Source organism: Roseomonas alba, from assembly GCF_019430885.1.
GTDB classification, from domain to species: Bacteria; Pseudomonadota; Alphaproteobacteria; order Acetobacterales; family Acetobacteraceae; genus Neoroseomonas; species Neoroseomonas alba.
This window is the reverse complement of the sequence record NZ_JAHYBZ010000004.1, coordinates 459,035-477,726: the sequence shown is the minus strand read 5'-3', so window position 1 is coordinate 477,726 and position 18,692 is coordinate 459,035. Positions and strand designations below refer to the sequence as shown.

17 protein-coding genes are annotated in these 18,692 nt (G+C 70.0%); 9 read left to right on the top strand and 8 right to left on the bottom strand.

The features are described 5' to 3' along the window. Positions 1 to 412: 412 nt before the first annotated feature. Together glnA and KPL78_RS13970 are read right to left on the bottom strand one after the other, a co-directional pair. Positions 413 to 1,849: a type I glutamate--ammonia ligase gene (glnA, locus tag KPL78_RS13975; protein WP_219763566.1), complete on the bottom strand. Its 1,437-nt coding sequence runs from the start codon at positions 1,847 to 1,849 to the stop codon at positions 413 to 415. A 209-nt stretch (positions 1,850 to 2,058) separates the two neighbouring features. Next, a complete protein-coding gene (locus tag KPL78_RS13970; RefSeq protein WP_219763565.1) occupies positions 2,059 to 2,397 on the bottom strand; it encodes a P-II family nitrogen regulator in 339 nt (112 codons plus the stop codon). Positions 2,398 to 3,016: 619 nt separating this feature from the next. Between KPL78_RS13970 and KPL78_RS13965 the strand changes: the two genes are divergently transcribed. Then, on the top strand, positions 3,017 to 4,207 hold the full coding sequence (locus KPL78_RS13965) for an aminotransferase (RefSeq protein ID WP_369412753.1): 1,191 nt from the start codon (positions 3,017 to 3,019) through the stop codon (positions 4,205 to 4,207). Between the two features lie 315 nt (positions 4,208 to 4,522). Continuing rightward, positions 4,523 to 4,813 (top strand): hypothetical protein, encoded by a 291-nt coding sequence (locus KPL78_RS13960; protein WP_219763563.1) that lies wholly within the window; start codon positions 4,523 to 4,525, stop codon positions 4,811 to 4,813. Positions 4,814 to 4,910: 97 nt separating this feature from the next. Here KPL78_RS13960 and KPL78_RS13955 read toward each other — a convergent pair whose 3' ends face one another. Then, positions 4,911 to 5,156, bottom strand: coding sequence for a DUF3297 family protein (locus KPL78_RS13955; RefSeq protein WP_219763562.1), 246 nt, complete (start codon positions 5,154 to 5,156; stop codon positions 4,911 to 4,913). A gap of 231 nt (positions 5,157 to 5,387) precedes the next feature. Then, a complete protein-coding gene (locus tag KPL78_RS13950) occupies positions 5,388 to 6,260 on the bottom strand; it encodes a LysR family transcriptional regulator (protein ID WP_219763561.1) in 873 nt (290 codons plus the stop codon). A gap of 105 nt (positions 6,261 to 6,365) precedes the next feature. Between KPL78_RS13950 and bla the strand changes: the two genes are divergently transcribed. Beyond that, on the top strand, positions 6,366 to 7,226 hold the full coding sequence (gene bla / locus KPL78_RS13945; RefSeq protein WP_219763560.1) for a class A beta-lactamase: 861 nt from the start codon (positions 6,366 to 6,368) through the stop codon (positions 7,224 to 7,226). Positions 7,227 to 7,228: 2 nt separating this feature from the next. Here bla and KPL78_RS13940 read toward each other — a convergent pair whose 3' ends face one another. The 3 genes from KPL78_RS13940 to cysD form a co-directional block, all read right to left on the bottom strand. Continuing rightward, positions 7,229 to 8,476 carry an Hsp70 family protein gene (locus tag KPL78_RS13940; RefSeq protein ID WP_219763559.1) on the bottom strand — a complete coding sequence of 416 codons (1,248 nt, stop codon included), beginning with the start codon at positions 8,474 to 8,476 and terminating at the stop codon, positions 7,229 to 7,231. Between the two features lie 174 nt (positions 8,477 to 8,650). Continuing rightward, complete coding sequence (gene cysN / locus KPL78_RS13935) at positions 8,651 to 10,516, bottom strand: sulfate adenylyltransferase subunit CysN (RefSeq protein ID WP_219763558.1); 1,866 nt, start codon at positions 10,514 to 10,516, stop codon at positions 8,651 to 8,653. Between the two features lies 1 nt (position 10,517). Then, positions 10,518 to 11,441 (bottom strand): sulfate adenylyltransferase subunit CysD, encoded by a 924-nt coding sequence (gene cysD / locus KPL78_RS13930; protein WP_369412752.1) that lies wholly within the window; start codon positions 11,439 to 11,441, stop codon positions 10,518 to 10,520. A 120-nt stretch (positions 11,442 to 11,561) separates the two neighbouring features. Between cysD and cysQ the strand changes: the two genes are divergently transcribed. Beyond that, positions 11,562 to 12,341: a 3'(2'),5'-bisphosphate nucleotidase CysQ gene (gene cysQ, locus KPL78_RS13925; protein WP_369412751.1), complete on the top strand. Its 780-nt coding sequence runs from the start codon at positions 11,562 to 11,564 to the stop codon at positions 12,339 to 12,341. Here the strand turns inward: cysQ and KPL78_RS13920 are convergent. Further along, on the bottom strand, positions 12,313 to 12,750 hold the full coding sequence (locus KPL78_RS13920; protein ID WP_219763556.1) for a PaaI family thioesterase: 438 nt from the start codon (positions 12,748 to 12,750) through the stop codon (positions 12,313 to 12,315). The genes cysQ and KPL78_RS13920 overlap by 29 nt on opposite strands. Before the next feature lie 116 nt (positions 12,751 to 12,866). Between KPL78_RS13920 and KPL78_RS13915 the strand changes: the two genes are divergently transcribed. From KPL78_RS13915 to KPL78_RS13895, 5 genes are all read left to right on the top strand, one after another. Then, positions 12,867 to 13,616, top strand: coding sequence for an SDR family NAD(P)-dependent oxidoreductase (locus KPL78_RS13915; protein ID WP_219763555.1), 750 nt, complete (start codon positions 12,867 to 12,869; stop codon positions 13,614 to 13,616). Positions 13,617 to 14,051: 435 nt separating this feature from the next. Then, the gene (locus KPL78_RS13910) at positions 14,052 to 15,074 is read left to right on the top strand and encodes an LLM class flavin-dependent oxidoreductase (protein ID WP_219763554.1); all 1,023 of its coding nucleotides are present in this window, start codon (positions 14,052 to 14,054) and stop codon (positions 15,072 to 15,074) included. 58 nt (positions 15,075 to 15,132) lie between these two features. Continuing rightward, the gene (locus tag KPL78_RS13905; protein WP_219763553.1) at positions 15,133 to 16,194 is read left to right on the top strand and encodes an SDR family oxidoreductase; all 1,062 of its coding nucleotides are present in this window, start codon (positions 15,133 to 15,135) and stop codon (positions 16,192 to 16,194) included. Beyond that, positions 16,191 to 17,039, top strand: coding sequence for a GNAT family N-acetyltransferase (locus KPL78_RS13900; RefSeq protein ID WP_219763552.1), 849 nt, complete (start codon positions 16,191 to 16,193; stop codon positions 17,037 to 17,039). Before KPL78_RS13905 ends, KPL78_RS13900 begins: the two co-directional genes overlap by 4 nt. Before the next feature lie 107 nt (positions 17,040 to 17,146). Beyond that, positions 17,147 to 18,652, top strand: a complete 1,506-nt coding sequence (locus KPL78_RS13895; RefSeq protein WP_219763551.1) for a hypothetical protein — start codon at positions 17,147 to 17,149, stop codon at positions 18,650 to 18,652. Positions 18,653 to 18,692: the final 40 nt, after the last annotated feature.

The following is an 18,692-nucleotide window of genomic DNA, read 5'->3' as shown; positions in this document are numbered from 1 at the left end:
CCGGCGGGGTGATCACAGCACCCGCAGGTGGCATGGGCGCCGGCGTCGTGCCGGGCGGGTTTGTCGGCGGTGGCGTCGGGGCGGGTTCGATGCGTTCGGGGATGCGCGGTCCCGGTGGCGCCGGCGGCGCCCCGGGGACGGACGGCACGACGCGGTCCTGGGCTTGGACGGGGGCTGCGCAGGCCGCGAGCAGTGCGACCGCGGCCCAGCCGCCTGCGACGCGTCGACAATGGCTTCGGTATCGCGGTTCCATCCTCGGTCTCCTTCTTGATCGGGAGGCTCGCCGGGCCACCCGGCGGGGCGGCCTGGTCGAAGGATGAACGCGACGCCGCGGCACGCGTTGCCGTCGCAAAGAAGAAGGGGCCCCGCGCGATGCGCGGAGCCCCCTTTCATCAATCCCGATCCGGATGGATCAGGCAGAGTAGTACATCTCGAACTCGACCGGGTGCGGGGTGTGTTCGAACTTGTACACCTCGCTCCACTTCAGCTCGATGTAGCTCTCGATCTGCTCCTTCGAGAACACGTCGCCGGCGAGCAGGAACTCGTGGTCGGCGGCGAGGGATTCGAGAGCCTCGCGCAGCGAGCCGCACACCGTCGGGATGTCCTTCAGCTCTTCCGGCGGCAGGTCGTACAGATCCTTGTCCATCGGATCGCCGGGGTGGATCTTGTTCTTGATCCCGTCCATTGCCGCCATGGTCAGCGCGGCATAGGCCAGGTAGGGGTTCGCGGTCGGATCCGGGAACCGCACCTCGACGCGCTTCGCCTTCGGCGAGGTCGTGTAGGGGATGCGGCAGGAGGCCGAGCGGTTGCGCGCCGAATAGGCGAGCAGCACGGGGGCCTCGAAGCCCGGGATCAGGCGCTTGTAGGAGTTGGTCGACGGGTTCGTGAAGGCGTTGATGGCCTTCGCGTGCTTGATGATGCCGCCGATCGCGTACAGGCACAGCTCCGACAGGTCGGCGTAGCCGTTGCCGGCAAACAGCGGCTTGCCCGCCTTCCAGATCGACAGGTGGGTGTGCATGCCCGACCCGTTGTCGCCATAGATCGGCTTCGGCATGAAGGTCGCGGTCTTGCCGTAGCTGTGGGCGACGTTGTGGACGCAGTACTTGTAGATCTGCATCTGGTCGGCCATCGTCACGAGCTTGCCGAAGCGGGTGCCGAGCTCGTGCTGGGACTGCGCCACCTCATGGTGGTGCTTTTCGATCGGCAGGCCCATCTCGCCCATGGTCGAGAGCATCTCGGCGCGCAGGTCGGCCTCGCTGTCGACCGGCGGGACCGGGAAGTAGCCGCCCTTCACGCCGGGACGGTGGCCCATGTTGCCTTCCGGATAGTCCTTCAGGCTGGATCCCGGGCCTTCCATGCTCTCGAGCTGGTAGATGCCGTAATTGCCGCCCGTGCCGAACTTCACGCTGTCGAACACGAAGAACTCGGCCTCGGCGCCGACCAGGACGGTGTCGCCCACGCCCGATGCGGCGACATAGGCCTCGGCCTTCTTCGCCGTGCCGCGCGGGTCACGCGCATAGAGCTGGCCGGTCGAGGGCTCGAAGATGTCGCAGATCAGGATCAGGCTCGGCTTGGCCGAGAACGGATCCATGCAGGCCGTCGTCGGGTCCGGCATCAGGATCATGTCGGACTCGTTGATCGCCTTCCAGCCGGCGATCGAGGAGCCGTCGAACATGAAGCCGTCGGTGAACACGTCCTCGGTGACGGTGCTCACGTGCTGGGCGGTGTGCTGCCACTTGCCGCGCGGATCGGTGAAACGGAGATCCACGTACTCGACGCTGTGCTCCTTGATCATCTCCAGCACCTTGGAGACGGCGTCGCCTCCAGCGGCGGCGGGCTTCTTGGCCATGATGTGCTGTCCTGTTCCCTGACTGCGAAAACCCCGAAACCTTGCTTCCGCACCGCGGCTTCGGAGCCCCGCGGCACGACCCGGCGTGCAGGGCGGTGCGGTGGACTCCGCGCCGCCCGGCTATTCCGTCCCGGCAGGCGCCCCAGCGCTGCCACCGGTCCGGGCGCCGCCCCCCCGCCGGGGGAGGTGCGGCGAATCCCGTTGCGGTCCTAGACCGCGTCGTCCCCGCGCTCGCCGGTGCGGATGCGGATCACCTCGGCGATGTCGGAGACGAAGATCTTGCCGTCGCCGATGCGGCCCGTGCGGGCTGCGGCGAGGATCGCCTCAACGGCGCGGTCCAGCATGTCGTCGCCGCAGACGACCTCGATCTTCACCTTCGGCAGGAAGTCCACGACATATTCGGCGCCGCGGTAGAGCTCGGTATGGCCCTTCTGCCGGCCGAAGCCCTTGGCTTCGACGACGGTCAGGCCCTGGAGCCCGATCTCGTGCAGCGCGTCCTTCACCTCGTCGAGCTTGAAGGGCTTGATGATGGCCTCGATCTTCTTCATCGGCTCCTGTCCAGCGGCCCCCGCGCCCTGCGGCGCCAAGCCATTCCTCCCGGTTTCACAGATCCCGGTTCGCGTTGAAGTCCCATGCCGTGCTGCGCGGCCCGGCGGTCGGGTCGCACGGAAACGGGTATTGCATGCGGCGTGCCGGGGCCACAATCCGACCCGCTCCGGGAAAATCGGGGAGGCGAACAGGGTCCTGAGCGAATCGTGTGCAGTATGAGTAAAATTTGATCGAAAGTCTGCCGGGCATCGCGGCGTCCTCGGATCGCCTCGACCGGCGCCGCGACCGCGGCGGAAGGCCTCGGGCGGTGCTGGCGCGCGGGCCGGGATCAGCCGTCGCAGGATGGGTCGCCGTTCCAGATCAGCGCCTGCAGGATGCCCGCAACGGCTGACGCCGGCGCAGCGTGCGAGCGACTTCGTGGCCGCACCCTGGCACCGCGTGGACCCGAAGGCGGCGCAGGCCGGCCGGCGCGAGGCCCTCCGCATGCCAGCGTCAGACGCATCATCGGCGTCCATTGCCTTGTCCATGGCCGGGCGCCATAACCGTCGCCCCTCTTCGGCCAGGCCGGCTTCATGCCCCCGGCGGGGGGCGTCCCTGATCTTCCAGGAGTTGCCGTCAGTGCAGCCTCAGAATGCCCTGCTTTCGGCCACCGGCACCACGATCTTCACCGTCATGTCGGCGCTCGCCAACCAGCACCAGGCGATCAATCTCGGCCAGGGCTTCCCCGACTATGACGGGCCCGAGGATGTCGTCCGCACGGCGGCCGAGGCGCTGCTCGACGGCCGCAACCAGTATCCGCCGATGACCGGCCTGCCGGAGCTGCGCAACGCCGTCGCCGCGCATAACAGCCGGTTCTATGGCCTGGAGGTCGATCCGAATGCCGAGGTCGTCGTCACCTCCGGCGCCACGGAGGCGATCACCGCCTGCCTGATGGCCGTGCTCAACCCGGGCGACGAATGCGTGCTGATCGAGCCGCTCTATGACACCTATCTGCCGGTGGTGAAGCTGCTCGGCGCGGTGCCGAAGCTCGTGCGCCTGTCGCCGCCGAATTGGGACCTGCCGCGCGCGGAACTCGCCGCGGCCTTTGGGCCCAAGACCAAGGCGATCCTGTTCAACACGCCGATGAACCCGACCGGCAAGGTGTTCACTGCCGCCGAGCTCGCCTTCATCGGCGACCTGATCGCCCGGCACGATTGCTACGCCATCTGCGACGAGGTCTATGAGCACCTGACCTTCGACGGCTGGAAGCACATCCCGCTGATGACCCTGCCGGGCATGCGCGAGCGCTGCATGCGCATCGGTTCCGCGGGCAAGACCTTTAGCCTGACCGGGTGGAAGGTGGGCTACATCAGCTGCGACCGGTCGCTGATGCCCAATGTCGCCAAGGCGCACCAGAACCTGACTTTCACCACCGCGCCAAACCTGCAGCGCGCGGTGGCGGTCGGCCTCGCCAAGGACGACGCCTATTTCGCGGGGCTGTCGGCGCATCTCCAGCAGAAGCGCGACCGGCTGGCAGCCGGCCTGGCGGGGCTCGGCTTCGGGGTGCTCGAGACCAAGGGGACCTATTTCATCACCACCGATGTCCGGCCGCTGGGCTGGAACGGGGATGACGTCTCCTTCTGCCGCACCCTGACCGAGGAGGCGAAGGTCACGGCCATTCCGGTGACCGCCTTCTATGCCTCCGAGGAGGCGCCCAACCACTATGCCCGCTTCGCCTTCTGCAAGGGCGACGCGTTGCTGGACGAGGCGCTGGCGCGGATGGAACGCTGGCTCGCCACGCGCGGCGTCCTCCAGCGCGCGGCGGGCTGACAGACGCCAGGACATGCGCCGGCCCCGGCGCATGTCCGGCACTGACCCGCGCCGCCGCCGGGCGCGTCATTGGCGGAAACGGGATGGGTTTCTTCCACCCATGGTCACCCGATTTCGCCACGGCGTTCTGGCGTTCCACCGGCCGAGCGCCAGCGTGAATTGTGCACGAAACGAGATGTGGTGGGTAGGCGCCGTTTCTGCCCCCACAGGTGGCGCTTCGACGGGCGAATTTGAATTTGAGATTCGCTTTGTGATTGTGTCGTATCTCGAGTCTGTGATCGAATGCACGCCACGCGGGCATCAGGGACGGATGCGATGGCAGGGGCGGGAGAAGCCGGCGCTCGGACGATAGCGACCCTTGCGGGGCGCCACGCGGTTTCGGACGCCACGCTCGCGCTGGTGCTGGGTCTGGTCTCACTGCCGGTGGGGCTGGGTGCGACCATGGCTGGGGTCCGGATCGCCTATTGGCACAGCGCGACGCTGCTGAACCTCTCCGGGCCGCTCGGATGGCCCGAGCCGGACTGGGTCAGCCTCGCGCTCGTTATCGGCGGCAGTGTGATGACCCTGCTCGGCGCCTACAGCATCTACAGGTCGCAGGACATGTGAGGGGGCGGCCCGCCGGCTTTGGGGGAGGCCCGGCCGGGCGGCACATGACCGAGCGACCTGACGCAGGGCCGGGCGAGACGTCGCCCGGCCCTTCACGTTACTTGCCGGGCTCGCGGAGATAGGGCTCGACGGTGCCGGTCAGTTTCAGCGTCAGCGGCTTGCCGCGGCGATCCACCGCCTTGCCCATGCTGACCCGCACCCAGCCTTCCGAGACGCAGTATTCCTCGACATTCGTCTTCTCTTCCCCGCGGAAGCGGATGCCGACGCCGCGCTGGAGCAGTTCCTCGTTGAACCAGGGGCTGTCAGGGTCGGTGGAGAGCCGGTCGGGAAGGGTCTCGGCCATGGGTGATGCCTTCATCGTTCTGCGCGGCCGATGGGGCCGCCTGAGAGAGGGCCCCGCCTAAGGCAAGGCGCCGTGGAAGCCAAGTCGGAGTCCGCTTGTAAGACCCGGCACCGACCCGCACCCGTGCGGGGCCGCCCATTCCAGGATCCGGACGCAGGTGGCCGGGTGGGGATGCCGGCCGGTGCCCGGGGGGCGGAAGCCCGCTGTATAGCGTGTTATCCACGCGACCTCTCAGACCTTCGCGGCCTCGGCGACCAACCAGGCGCGCAGCGCGGCGAGTGCCTCCGTCTCCGGCCGCGACTGCAGCCGGGTGAGCCAATAGGCACCGAGCGTGACCTCGGCGGCGAAGGGCCGCACCAGGCGGCCCTCGCGCAGCGCGTGGTCGAACATGCGTGCCGGCAGCAGGGCGACGCCGGCGCCCTGGGCCGCCGCCTCGGCCATGGTCAGGGACGAATCGAAGACGAAGCCGCGGATCGCCGGCGCGCCCAGCCCGGCCGTCGCGAACCAGCGGTCCCATTCGTCGACGCGGTAGGAACGCAGCAGCGTTTCCCGCAGCAGATCCGCCGGCTGGCGCAGCCGCGCGGCGATGCACGGCGCGCAAAGCGGGGAGAGCGGTGCGGCGAGCAGGCGCGTCGCCTCGGTGCCGTGCCAGGCGCCGGCGCCAAACCGAATCGCGGCGTCCAGTCCTTCGCCTGCGAGATCCACCCGGTTGTTGTTGGTCATCAGCCGCAAGTCGATGAAGGGATGCGCCGCGCGGAAGGCGGGCAGGCGCGGCAGCAGCCAGCCGGTGACGAAGGTGCCGACGGCGCCGATCGTCAGTACCTCCTGCAGGCGACCGCCGCGGAAGCGTTCCAGGGTGCTGCCGATGCGGCGGAAGGATTCGCTGAGCACGGGGAGCAGCGCCTCGCCTTCCTCGGTCATGCCGAGGCCGCGGGGCAGACGGCGGAACAGGCGGACACCCAAGATTTCCTCGAGGCCTTTCACCTGCTGGCTGACCGCGGCCTGGGTGACGCGCAGCTCGAGACCCGCTCGGGTGAAGCTGAGATGCCGAGCGGACGCCTCGAAGGCGCGCAGCGCATTGAGGGGCAGGGGCGGCAGGGTCATGCATCAAGCCATAAGAACAGCTTGGGGTAACGGCAAGGAATGATCGTTTGTGGCGCGGGCCGCTGACGGCCATCACTCCACCCGTCACCAAGGGCAGGAGGGATCATGATCGACAGGCGGCACTGGATGATCGGCGCGGCGGGTGTCGCGGCGCTCGCGGCGCGCGGCGCGGCGGCACAGGGCACGCCCCTGCCGGCCCGGCTCGCGCGCATCGAGGCAGAGTATGGCGGGCGGCTCGGCGTCGCGGTGCTGGATACGGCGACGGGGCAGGTGGCGGGCCATCGCCTCGCCGAGCGCTTCCCCATGTGCAGCACCTTCAAGGCGCCGTTGACGGCTTGCGTCCTGGCGCGGGTGGATGCGGGGCAGGAGCGGCTGGATCGCACCATCCCGATCCGACGCGCGGACATCCTGTCCTGGTCTCCGGTCGTCGAGACGAAGGTGGGCCAGGCCATGACGATCGCCGATCTCTGCGCGGCGACCATGACGATCAGCGACAATGCGGCGGCCAATCTGCTGCTGGCCTCGGTCGGCGGGCCGGCCGGCCTGACTGCCTGGCTGCGTCGCATCGGGGATGAGGCGACACGGCTCGACCGCACCGAACCGACGCTGAACCAGGCGCTGCCCGGCGACCCACGCGACACCACGACGCCCGAGGCAATGGCGGCGACATTGCGCCGGCTCGCCCTCGGCGCCGTGCTGTCCGAAGCCAGCCGCACGCGCTTCGTCGCCTGGCTGCGCGGCAACCGCACCGGTGACGCGCGGCTGCGCGCCGGGGTCCCGCCGGGCTGGGTGGTCGGCGACCGCACCGGCACCGGCGCGCGCAACACCAGCAACGTCATCGGCGTGGTCTGGCCGCCGGAGGGACGTGCGCCGCTGGTCGTCACCGCCTTCCTGACCGAGGGCTCCCCCCAAGGCGCCCGCCGGGAAGCGGCCTTGGCCGCGGTGGGGGCCGCGCTCGCCGGGTAGCGTCAGGCGGGCTCGCGCGCCATGAGCGCGAGGCCCTCGGCGACGGAGACGAATTCGCCGCCGGACAGCACGCGATCGGCACCGAAGCGCTCTTCGAAGATGCGCCGCACCGCCGGCACCAGCGAGGTGCCGCCGGTGAGGAAGACGCGATCGACGGCCTCGGGCCCGACCTGCGCATCGGCAAGCGCGGCATCCACCGCGGTCGCGATGCGCGCGAGTTCCGGCGCGATCCAGGCTTCGAAGTCGCGCCGGGCGATCTCGGTCCGCAGTTCGAAGTCGCCATGCTCGAAGTCGAGCACGGCGCTGTCCTGCTTCGACAGCGCCGCCTTCACGCCCGAGACGGCGCGATACAGCGCATAGCCGGCTTCCTGCTCGATCAGGGCGATCAGGTGATGCAGGCGCTCGGGATGTTCCGCGGTGCGCGCCACCGTCGCGATGTCGCGCAGCGTGCGCGGCGCCCGCATCATGGAAAGCTGGTTCCAGCGCGCGAAGGCGGCATACCAGGCGGGCGGCACCGGCAGCGGGCTCCCGCCCATCACCGTGTATTGCGTGCCCTTGCCGAGCAGCGGCGAGACGACGTGGTCGATGATGCGGAAGTCGAATGCGTCGCCCGCGATGCCGACGCCCGAATGCCCCAGCGCCGTCACGCGTCGTGGCGGGCCCGGGTCGAAGCGCAGCAGGGAGAAGTCGCTGGTGCCGCCGCCGAAATCGGCGACGAGCACCGTCGCCGGATGGTCCAGCTCCTGCGCGAAGCGATGCCCCGCCGCAGCGGGTTCCAGGCCGACTTCGACATCTGCCAGCCCGGCCTCGGCGAAGGCCGTGCGCAGGCGCTGCTCGCCGAAATCATTGTCGGCGCGTTCGCCCACGAAGCGCACGGGGCGGCCCACGGTGACACGCGCCCCGGCGAGTTCGCTCGCGAAGGGTGCGAGCAATTCCTTCAGGAACAGCGCGATCAGCCCTTCGAGCGTCCAGGCGCGGCCGAAGATGCGCGTCTCGGTGAAGCTGCGCTGCGCCAGGTAGCTCTTCATCGACATGATGAGGCGGCTGTCGAGCGGTTCCTCAAGATAGGCGTCGATGGCCGCCGACCCGGCCGCCTTGTGCGGGCGCCCATCCGCGCCGGCCCAAAAGCAGAGGATGGAGCGGAAGACCTCCCCGGTCGGGTGCTGCAAGGCGCGCACTGATCCATCGGCCGCCACCATCGCGACCACGCTGTTGGTCGTGCCGAAATCGATACCGATGGCGGGGGGCATGGGCGCGGTCCGGAAAGGGGGCGCGCCTTGAAGCGTGTTCGGCGCGGATTGGCAAGGGTGGGACCGAGAGGGGCTTTGCCCCTCCCATCTTCATCCGCAGAACCCATCCCGGTCATTAGGAAGGTCCTTGGCGCAGTGCCGTTCGGAGAGGAGAAACGCCCCTCTCCACCGGCCTCAGCAGGCGATCCCGCGTTCCCGCAGCCGTTCCAGCACCGCGGTTGCGCATTCCTCCGCGTTGCGTCCCACCGTGGAGACATGCAGCTCCGGCGCCTCCGGCGCTTCATAGGGGCTGTCGATGCCGGTGAAGTTCTTGATCTGCCCCGCCTGCGCCTTGGCGTAGAGCCCCTTCGGATCGCGCGCGATGCAGGCTTCGATCGGAGTGTCGACGAAGACCTCGACGAACTCGCCGGCGCCGAGCAGGTCGCGCACCATCCGCCGTTCCGCGCGGAAGGGCGAGATGAAGGAGCACAGCACGATCATCCCCGCGTCGACGAAGAGCTTCGCGACCTCGCCGACGCGGCGGATGTTCTCGACGCGGTCCTCGGCGGTGAAGCCCAGGTCGCGGCACAGCCCGTGGCGGATGTTGTCGCCGTCCAGGCTGTAGGTCTGCCGGCCCGCGCGGTGCAGCGCCTGCTCGACGATGTTGGCGATGGTCGACTTGCCGGACCCCGACAGGCCGGTGAACCACAGCACCATCGGCTTGTTGCCGGACAGTGCCGCGCGCGCCGACTTGTCCACCGTGAAATGTTCATGGTGGATGTTGGACGCGCGGCGCAGCGGGAAGGCGACCATGCCGGCAGCCGCGGTGCGGTTGGTGAAGCGGTCCACCAGGATGAAGGCGCCGGTGGTGCGGTTGTCCGCATAGGCATCGACCGGGATCGGCTGGCCGGCGGAGAAGTTGCAGAATCCGATCTCGTTCAGCGTCAGGCGGCGCGCCGCATGCTCCTCCAGCGTGTTCACATCCACGCGGTGGCGGATCGACGTCACCGAGCACGGCGTCCAGACATGGCCGATGCGCATCAGATAGGAGCGACCGGGCAGCATCGCCTCCTCATCCATCCACAGCAGATGGCCGGCGAACTGGTCGGCGACGGGCGGGCGTTCGGCGGGGCGGACCAGGATGTCGCCGCGGGCGACGTCGACCTCGTCTTCCAGTGTCAGCGTCACGGCCTGGCCCGGTTCGGCGACCTCGAGATCGCCATCGGCGGTGACGATGCGCGCGATGCGCGACGTCTTGCCCGACGCCGCGACCACCACCTGGTCGCCTGGCGCGATGCGGCCCGAGGCGATGGTGCCCGAGAAGCCCCGGAAGTCGAGATTCGGCCGGTTCACCCACTGCACCGGAAAGCGGAAGGGATGCCCCGCAAGATCCTGCGAGACGTCCACGGTCTCGAGATGCTCGATCAGCGTCGGGCCGTGATACCAGGGCGTGTTGCCCGATCGCACGGTGACGTTGTCGCCGAAACGCGCGCTCATCGGGATCGGCGCGATGGACCGGAAGCCGAGTTCCGAGGCGAAGGTGACATAGTCGCCGACGATGCGGTCGAAGGTGTCCTCGCTGAAGTTCACCAGGTCGATCTTGTTCACCGCGACCACGATATCGCGGATGCCCAGCAACGAGCAGATGTAGGAATGCCGGCGCGTCTGGGTCAGCACGCCCTTGCGCGCGTCGATCAGGATGACGGCGAGCGAGGCGCCCGAGGCACCCGTCGCCATGTTGCGCGTGTACTGCTCGTGGCCCGGCGTGTCGGCGACGATGAAGCTGCGCCTCGGCGTCTGGAAGAAGCGGTAGGCGACATCGATGGTGATGCCCTGCTGCCGCTCGGCCTCAAGTCCATCGACCAGCAAGGCGAGGTCGATGTCCTCGCCGGTGGTGCCGTGCTTGCGGCTGTCCTTGGTGATGGCCGCCAGCGTGTCCTCGAAGATGAGCTGGCTGTCGTAGAGCAGCCGCCCGATCAGCGTGGACTTGCCGTCATCGACCGAACCGCAGGTGAGGAACCGCAGAAGCTCGCGGGCTTCCGGCGCGCGCTGTTGCGTCATGTCAGAAATAGCCCTCGCGCTTCTTCTTCTCCATCGAGGCTTCCTCGTCGCTGTCGATGAGGCGCCCCTGACGCTCGCTGGTCTTGGCGGCGCGCATCTCGGCGATGATGTCGGGCAGCGTTGCGGCTGTGCTTTCGACGGCGCCCGAGAGCGGATAGCAACCGAGAGTCCGGAAGCGGACCATCCGCATCTCGGGCGTCTCGCCCGGGTTCAGCGGCAGCCGGTCGTCATCGACCATGATCCAGGTGCCCGACCGCTTCACGACCGGGCGCTGCTTGGCGAAGTAGAGCGGCACGACGGGGAGGTCCTCGGCAAGGACGTAGTCCCACACGTCGTATTCGGTCCAATTCGACAGCGGAAAGACACGGATGCTCTCGCCGTCGCGGATGCGCGTGTTGAACAGCGACCACAGCTCCGGCCGCTGCGCGCGCGGGTCCCAGGAATGCCCCTGGCCACGGAAGGAGAAGACGCGCTCCTTCGCGCGCGACTTCTCCTCATCGCGCCGCGCGCCGCCGAAGGCCGCGTCGAAGCCCCATTTGTCGAGCGCCTGCTTCAGCGCCTCGGTCTTCATCACCTGTGTGTGAAGGGCCGATCCCGAGGCGATCGGGCTGATGCCGCGCGCGATGCCATCGGGGTTGGTGTGGACGAGCAGCTCCATCCCGACGCGCTGCGCCATCATGTCGCGGAAGGCGATCATCTCGCGGAACTTCCAGGTTGTATCGACATGCAGCAGCGGGAAGGGCGGTTTGCCGGGCGCGAAGGCCTTGAGCGCCAGATGCAGCATCACCCCGGAATCCTTGCCGATGCTGTAGAGCATCACAGGCTTGCGGAAGGAGGCCGCGACTTCGCGAATGATCCCGATCGATTCTGCCTCGAGCCGCGCGAGATGCGGCGTCAGCGGTGCTTTGATGGAGGAGCTCGTCACGGATTCCTCTTCGATGCGGCGGCGCGGCCAGAGCAGGGCAGGTTGGCTGTCTCACCTCTTCCCATGCCGGATATGCTCGCGCAAGTTGCACTGCACCATGATATCGAGGAGTTGTCCCGAGTGATCACCGACGCTGGCGCCAGGACCCGGCTTTCGAGGATTTTCGCGGCCATCGCGGAAGAGGCCGGGGCCGCGATCCTCGCGGTCTATGGCCATGCCGCCGCAACCGCGAAGGCTGATGGCAGCCCGGTGACCGAGGCCGATCTCGCCGCCCACAGGGTGATCCTGGCAGGGCTCGCCCGCGATTGCCCCGGCATTCCCGTGGTGTCGGAGGAGGATGCCGCGCATCGCGCCCCCGACCCGGCCGAGACCTTCATCCTGGTCGATCCGCTGGACGGGACGCGGGAGTTCATCTCCCGCAACGGCGAGTTCACCGTGAACATCGCCCTGGTCGAAGGGGGCCGCCCGGTGGTCGGCGTGGTCCTTGCCCCCGCGCTTGGCCGGCTCTGGGCCGGGGCGGTCGGTGCCGGCGCCTGGACGAAGCAGGTCGGCGAGGCCGACTGGCACCGAATCGGCTGCCGGGCGCCGGAATCGGAGGGCGTCGTGGCGGTGGCCAGCCGTTCGCATCGGGACGAGGCGACCGAGGCCTTCCTGGCCGAACAGCCTGTCGCCGGGCTGCGTTCCGTCGGGTCCTCGCTGAAATTCTGCCTGGTCGCGGCGGGGGAGGCGGATGTCTATCCGCGCTTCGGACCCACGATGGAATGGGACACGGCGGCCGGCCAGGCGGTGCTGGATGCGGCGGGCGGCCAGGTAGTGGGCCCCGACGGCGCGCCCTTCCGCTACGGGAAGTCGGGCTGGCGCAACGGCCCCTTCATCGGCTGGGGCGCGCGGAAGGGCTGACCGCGGCCCATTGGGTCGTCACATGGGCGGCGATCTCCTCCGAAGCCTCGGAGCGGATCAGCACCTCGCCCACGATCAGCCGCCCGCGCCTGAGCAGCCGTGCCTCGGCCAGCACGGGCCCCGGGGCCAGGCGGCGCAGGAAATGGATGGTCAGGCTGGTGGTCAGACTTTCGTCCCGCCCGCCGGTGACCCCGAGCAGCGCCGCCCACATGGCGACGTCGGCAAGGCCCATCAGCGCCGGGCCGGACACGGTCCCCCCAGGGCGCAGCAAGTCCTCCCGCCAGGGCAGGCGGCAGGTGGCGGTGCCGCCCTCGGACGCGACGACTTCCACCCCCCAGGCGGCGGCGAGCGGCACGCCGCGATGGACAATGGCCTGGATCGCGGCGGGTGAGGGGGTTTCCTGGTCCATGCGGTCTCTCCGGGCGGCTTGGCCGGAAACCCTGCCTGAGCGCCGCCCGCGCGGCCATATCTGGCCGGCGCGGAGCAGCGATGCGAGCATGCGCGCCGGCAGCAGGGGCGGCGGGCATGACGGAACTGGCGGGGCAGGTCGCGATCATCACCGGGGGCAGCCGTGGCATCGGGGCGGCGATCGCGCGCAGCTTCGCCCGCGCCGGGGCGGATGTCGCCTTCTGCCACCTTGATGACGGCGCGGGCGCGGCGGAGACCGCGGCCGCCATCGCCGCCGTGGGCCGTCGCGTGCATCACGAGGCGCTGGACGTCGCCGACAGCGGCCGCCTGCGTGGCTTCATCGCGGCAGCCGAGGCCGCCCTCGGTCCCGCCGACATCCTCGTGACCAATGCCGGGATCAACATCCGCGGCGCCTTCGAGACACTGACGGAGGAGGTCTTCCGCCGGATCCTCGACGTCCATGTGATGCACACGGCGGTCGCCGCGCAGGCGGTCTATCCCGGCATGGTGGCGCGGGGCCGGGGGCGGATCATCACCCTCTCCTCCCAGCTCGCCTTCAAGGGGGCGGCCGGCATCGTGCCCTATTGCGCGGCCAAGGGTGCGATCCTGTCCTTCACCCGGGCGCTGGCGCTGGAGGCCGCCCCGCACGGTGTGCGGGTGAACAGCATCGCGCCGGGGCCGATCGATACGGCGCTAACCCGGGTGCGCGGGCCGGAATGGCGGGCGGCAATCGAGGCGACGCTGCCGGCGGGCCGGCTTGGCGTGCCGGAGGACATCGCGGCGACGGCGCTGCTGCTGGCAGGGCCGGGAGGGAATTTCTACGTGGGGGCGTGCCTGTCGCCGAATGGCGGCGATGTGATGCATTGAGGGCGGCGTTTGGAGACGGGCTCTGCCCCTCTCCGAACCTCACGCCACCATAGGCCCGAGGCCCTTGGAAACCGTCACTTGGCAGCGTGCGCCATGGTCAGGACGGGGGCGGAAACACGCCCTTGCGCGAAAAGGGCGCTGGGAGGGAGCAGCATGCACGCTGCGCCCGGCACCAAGTGCCGGCGGTCCAGGCCACACTGTGGCCTGGGCGGGGTGGTCCGGAGGGGCGGCGCCCCTCCGGCTCCGTCCCAGCGGACCTATCAGGGTCATCAGGAGGCCTGTCGGCCTTTGGTGCACGATGCGTGAAGGGCGCAAAGCCCATTCGACCTAATGCCATGACCATCATCGATCCCGGTGATTGGGTTCCCGGCGCATCACACGGCATATGACGACCCAACGCGGGCGATCACGCCCGCCCACTGGACCAGGTTCGTCATGAAGAAGATCGGCTTTCTCTCCTTCGGCCATTGGACACCGTCGCCGCAATCCGGCACCCGCTCGGCGGCCGATGCCCTGCTGCAATCCATCGACCTCGCCGCCGCGGCGGAGGAACTCGGCGCGGATGGCGCCTATGTCCGCGTGCACCATTTCGCGCGGCAGCTTGCCTCGCCCTTTCCGCTGCTCGCCGCCATGGGGGCGAAGACCAAGACCATCGAGCTCGGCACCGCCGTGATCGACATGCGCTACGAGAACCCGCTCTACATGGCGGAGGATGCCGGCGCGGCCGACCTGATCAGCGGTGGGCGGCTGCAACTCGGCCTCAGCCGCGGTTCGCCCGAGCAGGTGATCGATGGCTGGCGCCACTTCGGATACGCCCCTGCGGAAGGCGAGAGCGACGCCGACATGGGCCGCCGCCATGCCGAGGTGTTCCTCGAGGTGCTGAAGGGCGAGGGCTTCGCCAAGCCCAATCCGCGCCCGATGTTCCCCAACCCGCCGGGTCTGCTGCGCCTCGAGCCGCATTCGGAAGGCTTGCGCGAGCGGATCTGGTGGGGCTCCGGTTCCAACGCCACCGCTATCTGGGCGGCGCAGCGGGGGATGAACCTGCAGAGCTCCACGCTGAAGGACGACGAGACCGGCGAGCCCTTCCACATCCAGCAGGCCAAGCAGATCCGCGTCTATCGCGAGGCCTGGAAGGAGGCCGGGCACGCACGCACGCCGCGCGTGTCGGTCAGCCGATCCATCTTCCCGCTGCTGGACGATCGCGACCGCGCCTATTTCGGCCGTGGCGGCAAGGAGGAGGACCAGGTCGGCTTCATCGACGAGAAGACGCGCGCCATCTTCGGCCGCGGCTACGCCGCCGAGCCCGAGGCGCTGATCCGCCAGCTCCGCGAGGATGAGGCGATCGCCGAGGCCGACACGTTGCTGCTGACCATCCCGAATCAGCTCGGCGTCGACTACTGCGCCCATGTCATCGAGGGCATCCTGAAGCAGGTCGCCCCGGCGCTCGGCTGGCGCTGAGGGGTGACAGGCCGCCGCGTTCGTCTAGCCTGACGCGCAAGCGGCAGGGGAGCACGGCATGGCGGCGACGGGTCTTCTCGTGGCGGGTGCGAGCGGTGCCGCGGCGTCCCGCATGATGGACGCCGCGCTCGCCGACCCGTACTGGCGCGTCACCGGCCTGTCGCGCCGCCGTCCCGACGGGGCGGGCGACTGGATCGAGGCCGATCTCACGGATCCCGACGGCCTGCGCCGCGCCCTCGCGGCGCGGCCGGATATCACGCATCTCCTCTACGCCTCGCGCGCGCCACATGGGGAGACGGGGATCGAGGACATTCCCGCCAATGTCGCCATGCTGCGCAACCTGCTGGATGCGGCCGAGGCGGTGCTGCCGGGCTTCGCGCACCTGCACATGATCCAGGGCGGCAAGTGGTACGGGATGCACCTCGGCCCGTTTCCCGTCCCGGCGCGGGAGGATGATCCGCGTCCCGCCCAGGCCGGATTCTATCACGCGCAGCAGGACCTGGTCGCGGCGCGCCAGGCCGGGCGTGCCTGGTCCTGGTCGGCGAGCCGGCCGAACTTCGTGATGGATGTCGCGCCGGGGCGGGCGCGCAACATGGTCTCGACGCTCGGGGCCTACGCCGCGATCTGCCGCGAGGCCGGGTTGCCTTTCGACTTTCCCGGCTCCGTCGCCGCCTGGGAGGCGCCGCAGCAGGTCACCGAGGCCGGGCTGCTCGCCGACGCCGTGCTGTGGATGATGCGCGACCCGCGTTGCGCCAACCGCGCCTTCAATGTGACCAATGGCGACGCGATGCGTTGGCCCGAGGTCTGGGCGCTGCTCGCGGCACGCTTCGGCCTCGCCGCCGGCGGCCCGAGTGATGCGTCGATGCGCGTGCTGATGGCGGGGCGGGAGGCGGTGTGGGACACGCTGCGCGCGCGCCATGGCCTGACCCTGCCGCTTGATCGCGTGGCGAGCTGGGACTTCGCGGATTTCTTCCTGGGCCTCGGCTACGAGGTCCAGTTCGCGATGGATGCGGCGCGGATGGCGGGCTTCACGAAGGCTCTGGACAGCCTGACCATGATCGACCGCCACATCGCGGGCTATCGCGCCGCGCGGGTGCTGCCGGGGGAGGCGACGCGATGACTGCCGCGACCATCCGCACCATGCGGCCCGACGACCTGTCGCTCGCGCTCGACTGGGCGGCGGCGGAGGGCTGGAATCCCGGCCTCGGCGATGCCGCCTGCTTCCTCGCCGCCGACCCCGACGGCTTCCTGATCGCCGAGGAGGATGGCGCAGCGATCGGTTGCGTCTCCGCCGTGCGCTACGGCGACGGCTTCGGCTTCCTCGGATTTTACATCGTGCGGCCCGAATTCCGCGGGTTGGGCCATGGGATGGCCCTGTGGAAGGCGGCGATGGCGCGGCTGCAGCCGGGCGTGGCCGGGCTCGACGGCGTGGTGGCGCAGCAGGAGAACTACCGCCGGTCCGGCTTCGTGCTGGCGCACCGGAACATCCGCTACGGGGCGACCACGCCGCGCCCGCCGCGGATCGCCGCCGCGCCGCCGGTCGTCGCGGCCGACAGCGTGCCCTTCATCGTCCTCGCCGCCTTCGACCGCCGCTTCTTCCCGGCTGAGCGCGACGCCTTCCTGCGCCGCTGGATCAGCGCGCCCGGCCATGTCGCGCGGCTGGTGATGGGCCCGCAGCGCCCCCGCGCCCTCGGCGTGCTGCGGCCTTGCCGAGAAGGCTCGAAGATCGGTCCGCTCTTTGCCGAGGACCCCGTGGCCGCGCGCGCCGTCTTCGCCGCGCTGATCGCCGAGGCGCCGCCCGGCCCGGTCTTCCTCGACTTGCCGGAACCCAATGCCGACGCCATCGCCATGGCCGCCGAGGCCGGCATGGCCCCCGCCTTCGAGACGGCGCGGATGTATGCCGGGGCTGCCCCGACCCTTCCGCTGCGTATGATCTACGGCATTACCAGCTTCGAACTCGGTTGAATCGGGCGAGGCTCTGAAGCGGATCACAGGATTCTGCGCGGCGCGATTGACCCCCCCGCCCCCGCGGCGCTAGCGCTGTTGCATACGGAACACAGGGAGACTCCGCGATGCATCGGCCGAACACCCGCCGGGCGACGCGTTATGCCGTCCTCGCCACCGCGGCGCTTCTCGCCTTCAGCGCCCCGATCCCGCTCGCCGCGCAGCCCGCGCTGCCTGCGCTCGCCCTCGAATTCGCCGATGCGCAGCAGCAGGTGCCGATCGAGGTCGGCATGCCCGTCGCGGTCGCGCTGGGCCGCGGCCAGACCGCCTATCTCCGCCTGCCGGAAGGCCAGGGCGACCTGGTCGCCCAGACGCGCCGCCTGTCGCGCGACGCCGATACCGTCATCGCGCTGCTTGATTCTCAGGGCCGCGTGCTGGAGGAGGATGATGATGGCGGGGAGGAGAACCTCGCCTCCCGCCTCGAGATCGGGGCCGACCAGCGCGGGCCGCTCTTCCTGCGCGTCGGCATCCTGGAAGGGGCCGCCGGCCGCTTCGAGGTGATGCTGGAACGCGCCCCGCCACGCGATCCCAACGCCCCGGCGCGCACCCTGGCCGAGGCCGTGACCCGCCCGGCCCTCGATGTCGGCACGCCATTGCCGCTGACGCTGCGCAGCCGGCAGGAAGTGGTCTTCCGCCTGCCGGCCAATGCGCCGGACCTGACGGCGCTGACGCGGCGGCTCGATCCCGGCACCGACACGGTGCTGACCCTGCTCGATGCCAATGGCCGCGAGATCGGCACCGACGATGACGGGGGCGAGGAACAGCTCGCCTCCCGCCTCGACATCCCCGCCGCCCAGCGGCGCCCGCTGTTCCTGCGCGTCGGCGCCCTGACCGGCGGCAGCTTCGAGCTGGTGCTGGAGCCGGAGGCGCCAAGCAGCACGCCGAGCTTCCCGCGCTCCCTGCGCGAGGCCGCCGCGGCGCCGGCCCTCGTCGCCGGCCAGGCCGTGCCGGTGCGGCTGCGGCGCGGCCAGACGGCGGTGTTCCGCCTGCCCGACGGCGATATCGCCGTGGTCACCCAGAACCTTCGCCGCAACGCGGATACGGTGCTGACCCTGCTCGACGCCGAAGGCAACGAGGTCGCCGAGGACGATGACGGGGGCGGCGGCCTTGCCTCCCGCATCGAGGTCGCAGCGTCGGATGCGCGGCCGCTCTTCGTCCGCGTGCGGCTGCTCGGCGACGCCACCGGCGATTTCGAGGTCGCGGTCGAGGCCGATGTGCCGGAACCGGTGACCTTCCCGCTCTCGCTCGAAGCGGCCGCGCAGGCGCCAGCGCTGGAACCGGGCAGCGCGACGCCGATCCGCCTGCGGCGCGGGCAGCAGGCCTATTTCCGCCTGCCGCCGGGCGCGCTGGTGATCGCGACGCGGGACCTGCGCGACGGCACGGATACGGTGCTCGAATTGCTGGATTCGGCCGGCCAGGTGCTGTCGGAGGACGATGACGGGGGCGAGGGCCTCGCCTCCCGGCTCCAGGTCGAGGCCGCGCGCAAGGGCGACGTCTTCGTGCGCGCCAGCGTGTTGGGCAACACCTCGGGCGCCTTCGAACTGACCGTCCAGCGGGCCGACGGGCCGCGCTGAACCGGGCGGGGGTGGCGGCGCGGCGGCGCCGCTTCCCGGC

Coding starts and splice junctions, on each gene's coding strand:
- glnA (WP_219763566.1), bottom strand. CDS start 1,849: ATGGCCAAGAAGCCCGCCGCCGCTGGAGGCGACGCCGTCTCCAAGGTG.
- KPL78_RS13970 (WP_219763565.1), bottom strand. CDS start 2,397: ATGAAGAAGATCGAGGCCATCATCAAGCCCTTCAAGCTCGACGAGGTG.
- KPL78_RS13960 (WP_219763563.1), top strand. CDS start 4,523: ATGGCAGGGGCGGGAGAAGCCGGCGCTCGGACGATAGCGACCCTTGCG.
- KPL78_RS13955 (WP_219763562.1), bottom strand. CDS start 5,156: ATGGCCGAGACCCTTCCCGACCGGCTCTCCACCGACCCTGACAGCCCC.
- KPL78_RS13950 (WP_219763561.1), bottom strand. CDS start 6,260: ATGACCCTGCCGCCCCTGCCCCTCAATGCGCTGCGCGCCTTCGAGGCG.
- bla (WP_219763560.1), top strand. CDS start 6,366: ATGATCGACAGGCGGCACTGGATGATCGGCGCGGCGGGTGTCGCGGCG.
- KPL78_RS13940 (WP_219763559.1), bottom strand. CDS start 8,476: ATGCCCCCCGCCATCGGTATCGATTTCGGCACGACCAACAGCGTGGTC.
- cysN (WP_219763558.1), bottom strand. CDS start 10,516: ATGACGCAACAGCGCGCGCCGGAAGCCCGCGAGCTTCTGCGGTTCCTC.
- KPL78_RS13920 (WP_219763556.1), bottom strand. CDS start 12,750: ATGGACCAGGAAACCCCCTCACCCGCCGCGATCCAGGCCATTGTCCAT.
- KPL78_RS13915 (WP_219763555.1), top strand. CDS start 12,867: ATGACGGAACTGGCGGGGCAGGTCGCGATCATCACCGGGGGCAGCCGT.
- KPL78_RS13910 (WP_219763554.1), top strand. CDS start 14,052: ATGAAGAAGATCGGCTTTCTCTCCTTCGGCCATTGGACACCGTCGCCG.
- KPL78_RS13905 (WP_219763553.1), top strand. CDS start 15,133: ATGGCGGCGACGGGTCTTCTCGTGGCGGGTGCGAGCGGTGCCGCGGCG.
- KPL78_RS13900 (WP_219763552.1), top strand. CDS start 16,191: ATGACTGCCGCGACCATCCGCACCATGCGGCCCGACGACCTGTCGCTC.
- KPL78_RS13895 (WP_219763551.1), top strand. CDS start 17,147: ATGCATCGGCCGAACACCCGCCGGGCGACGCGTTATGCCGTCCTCGCC.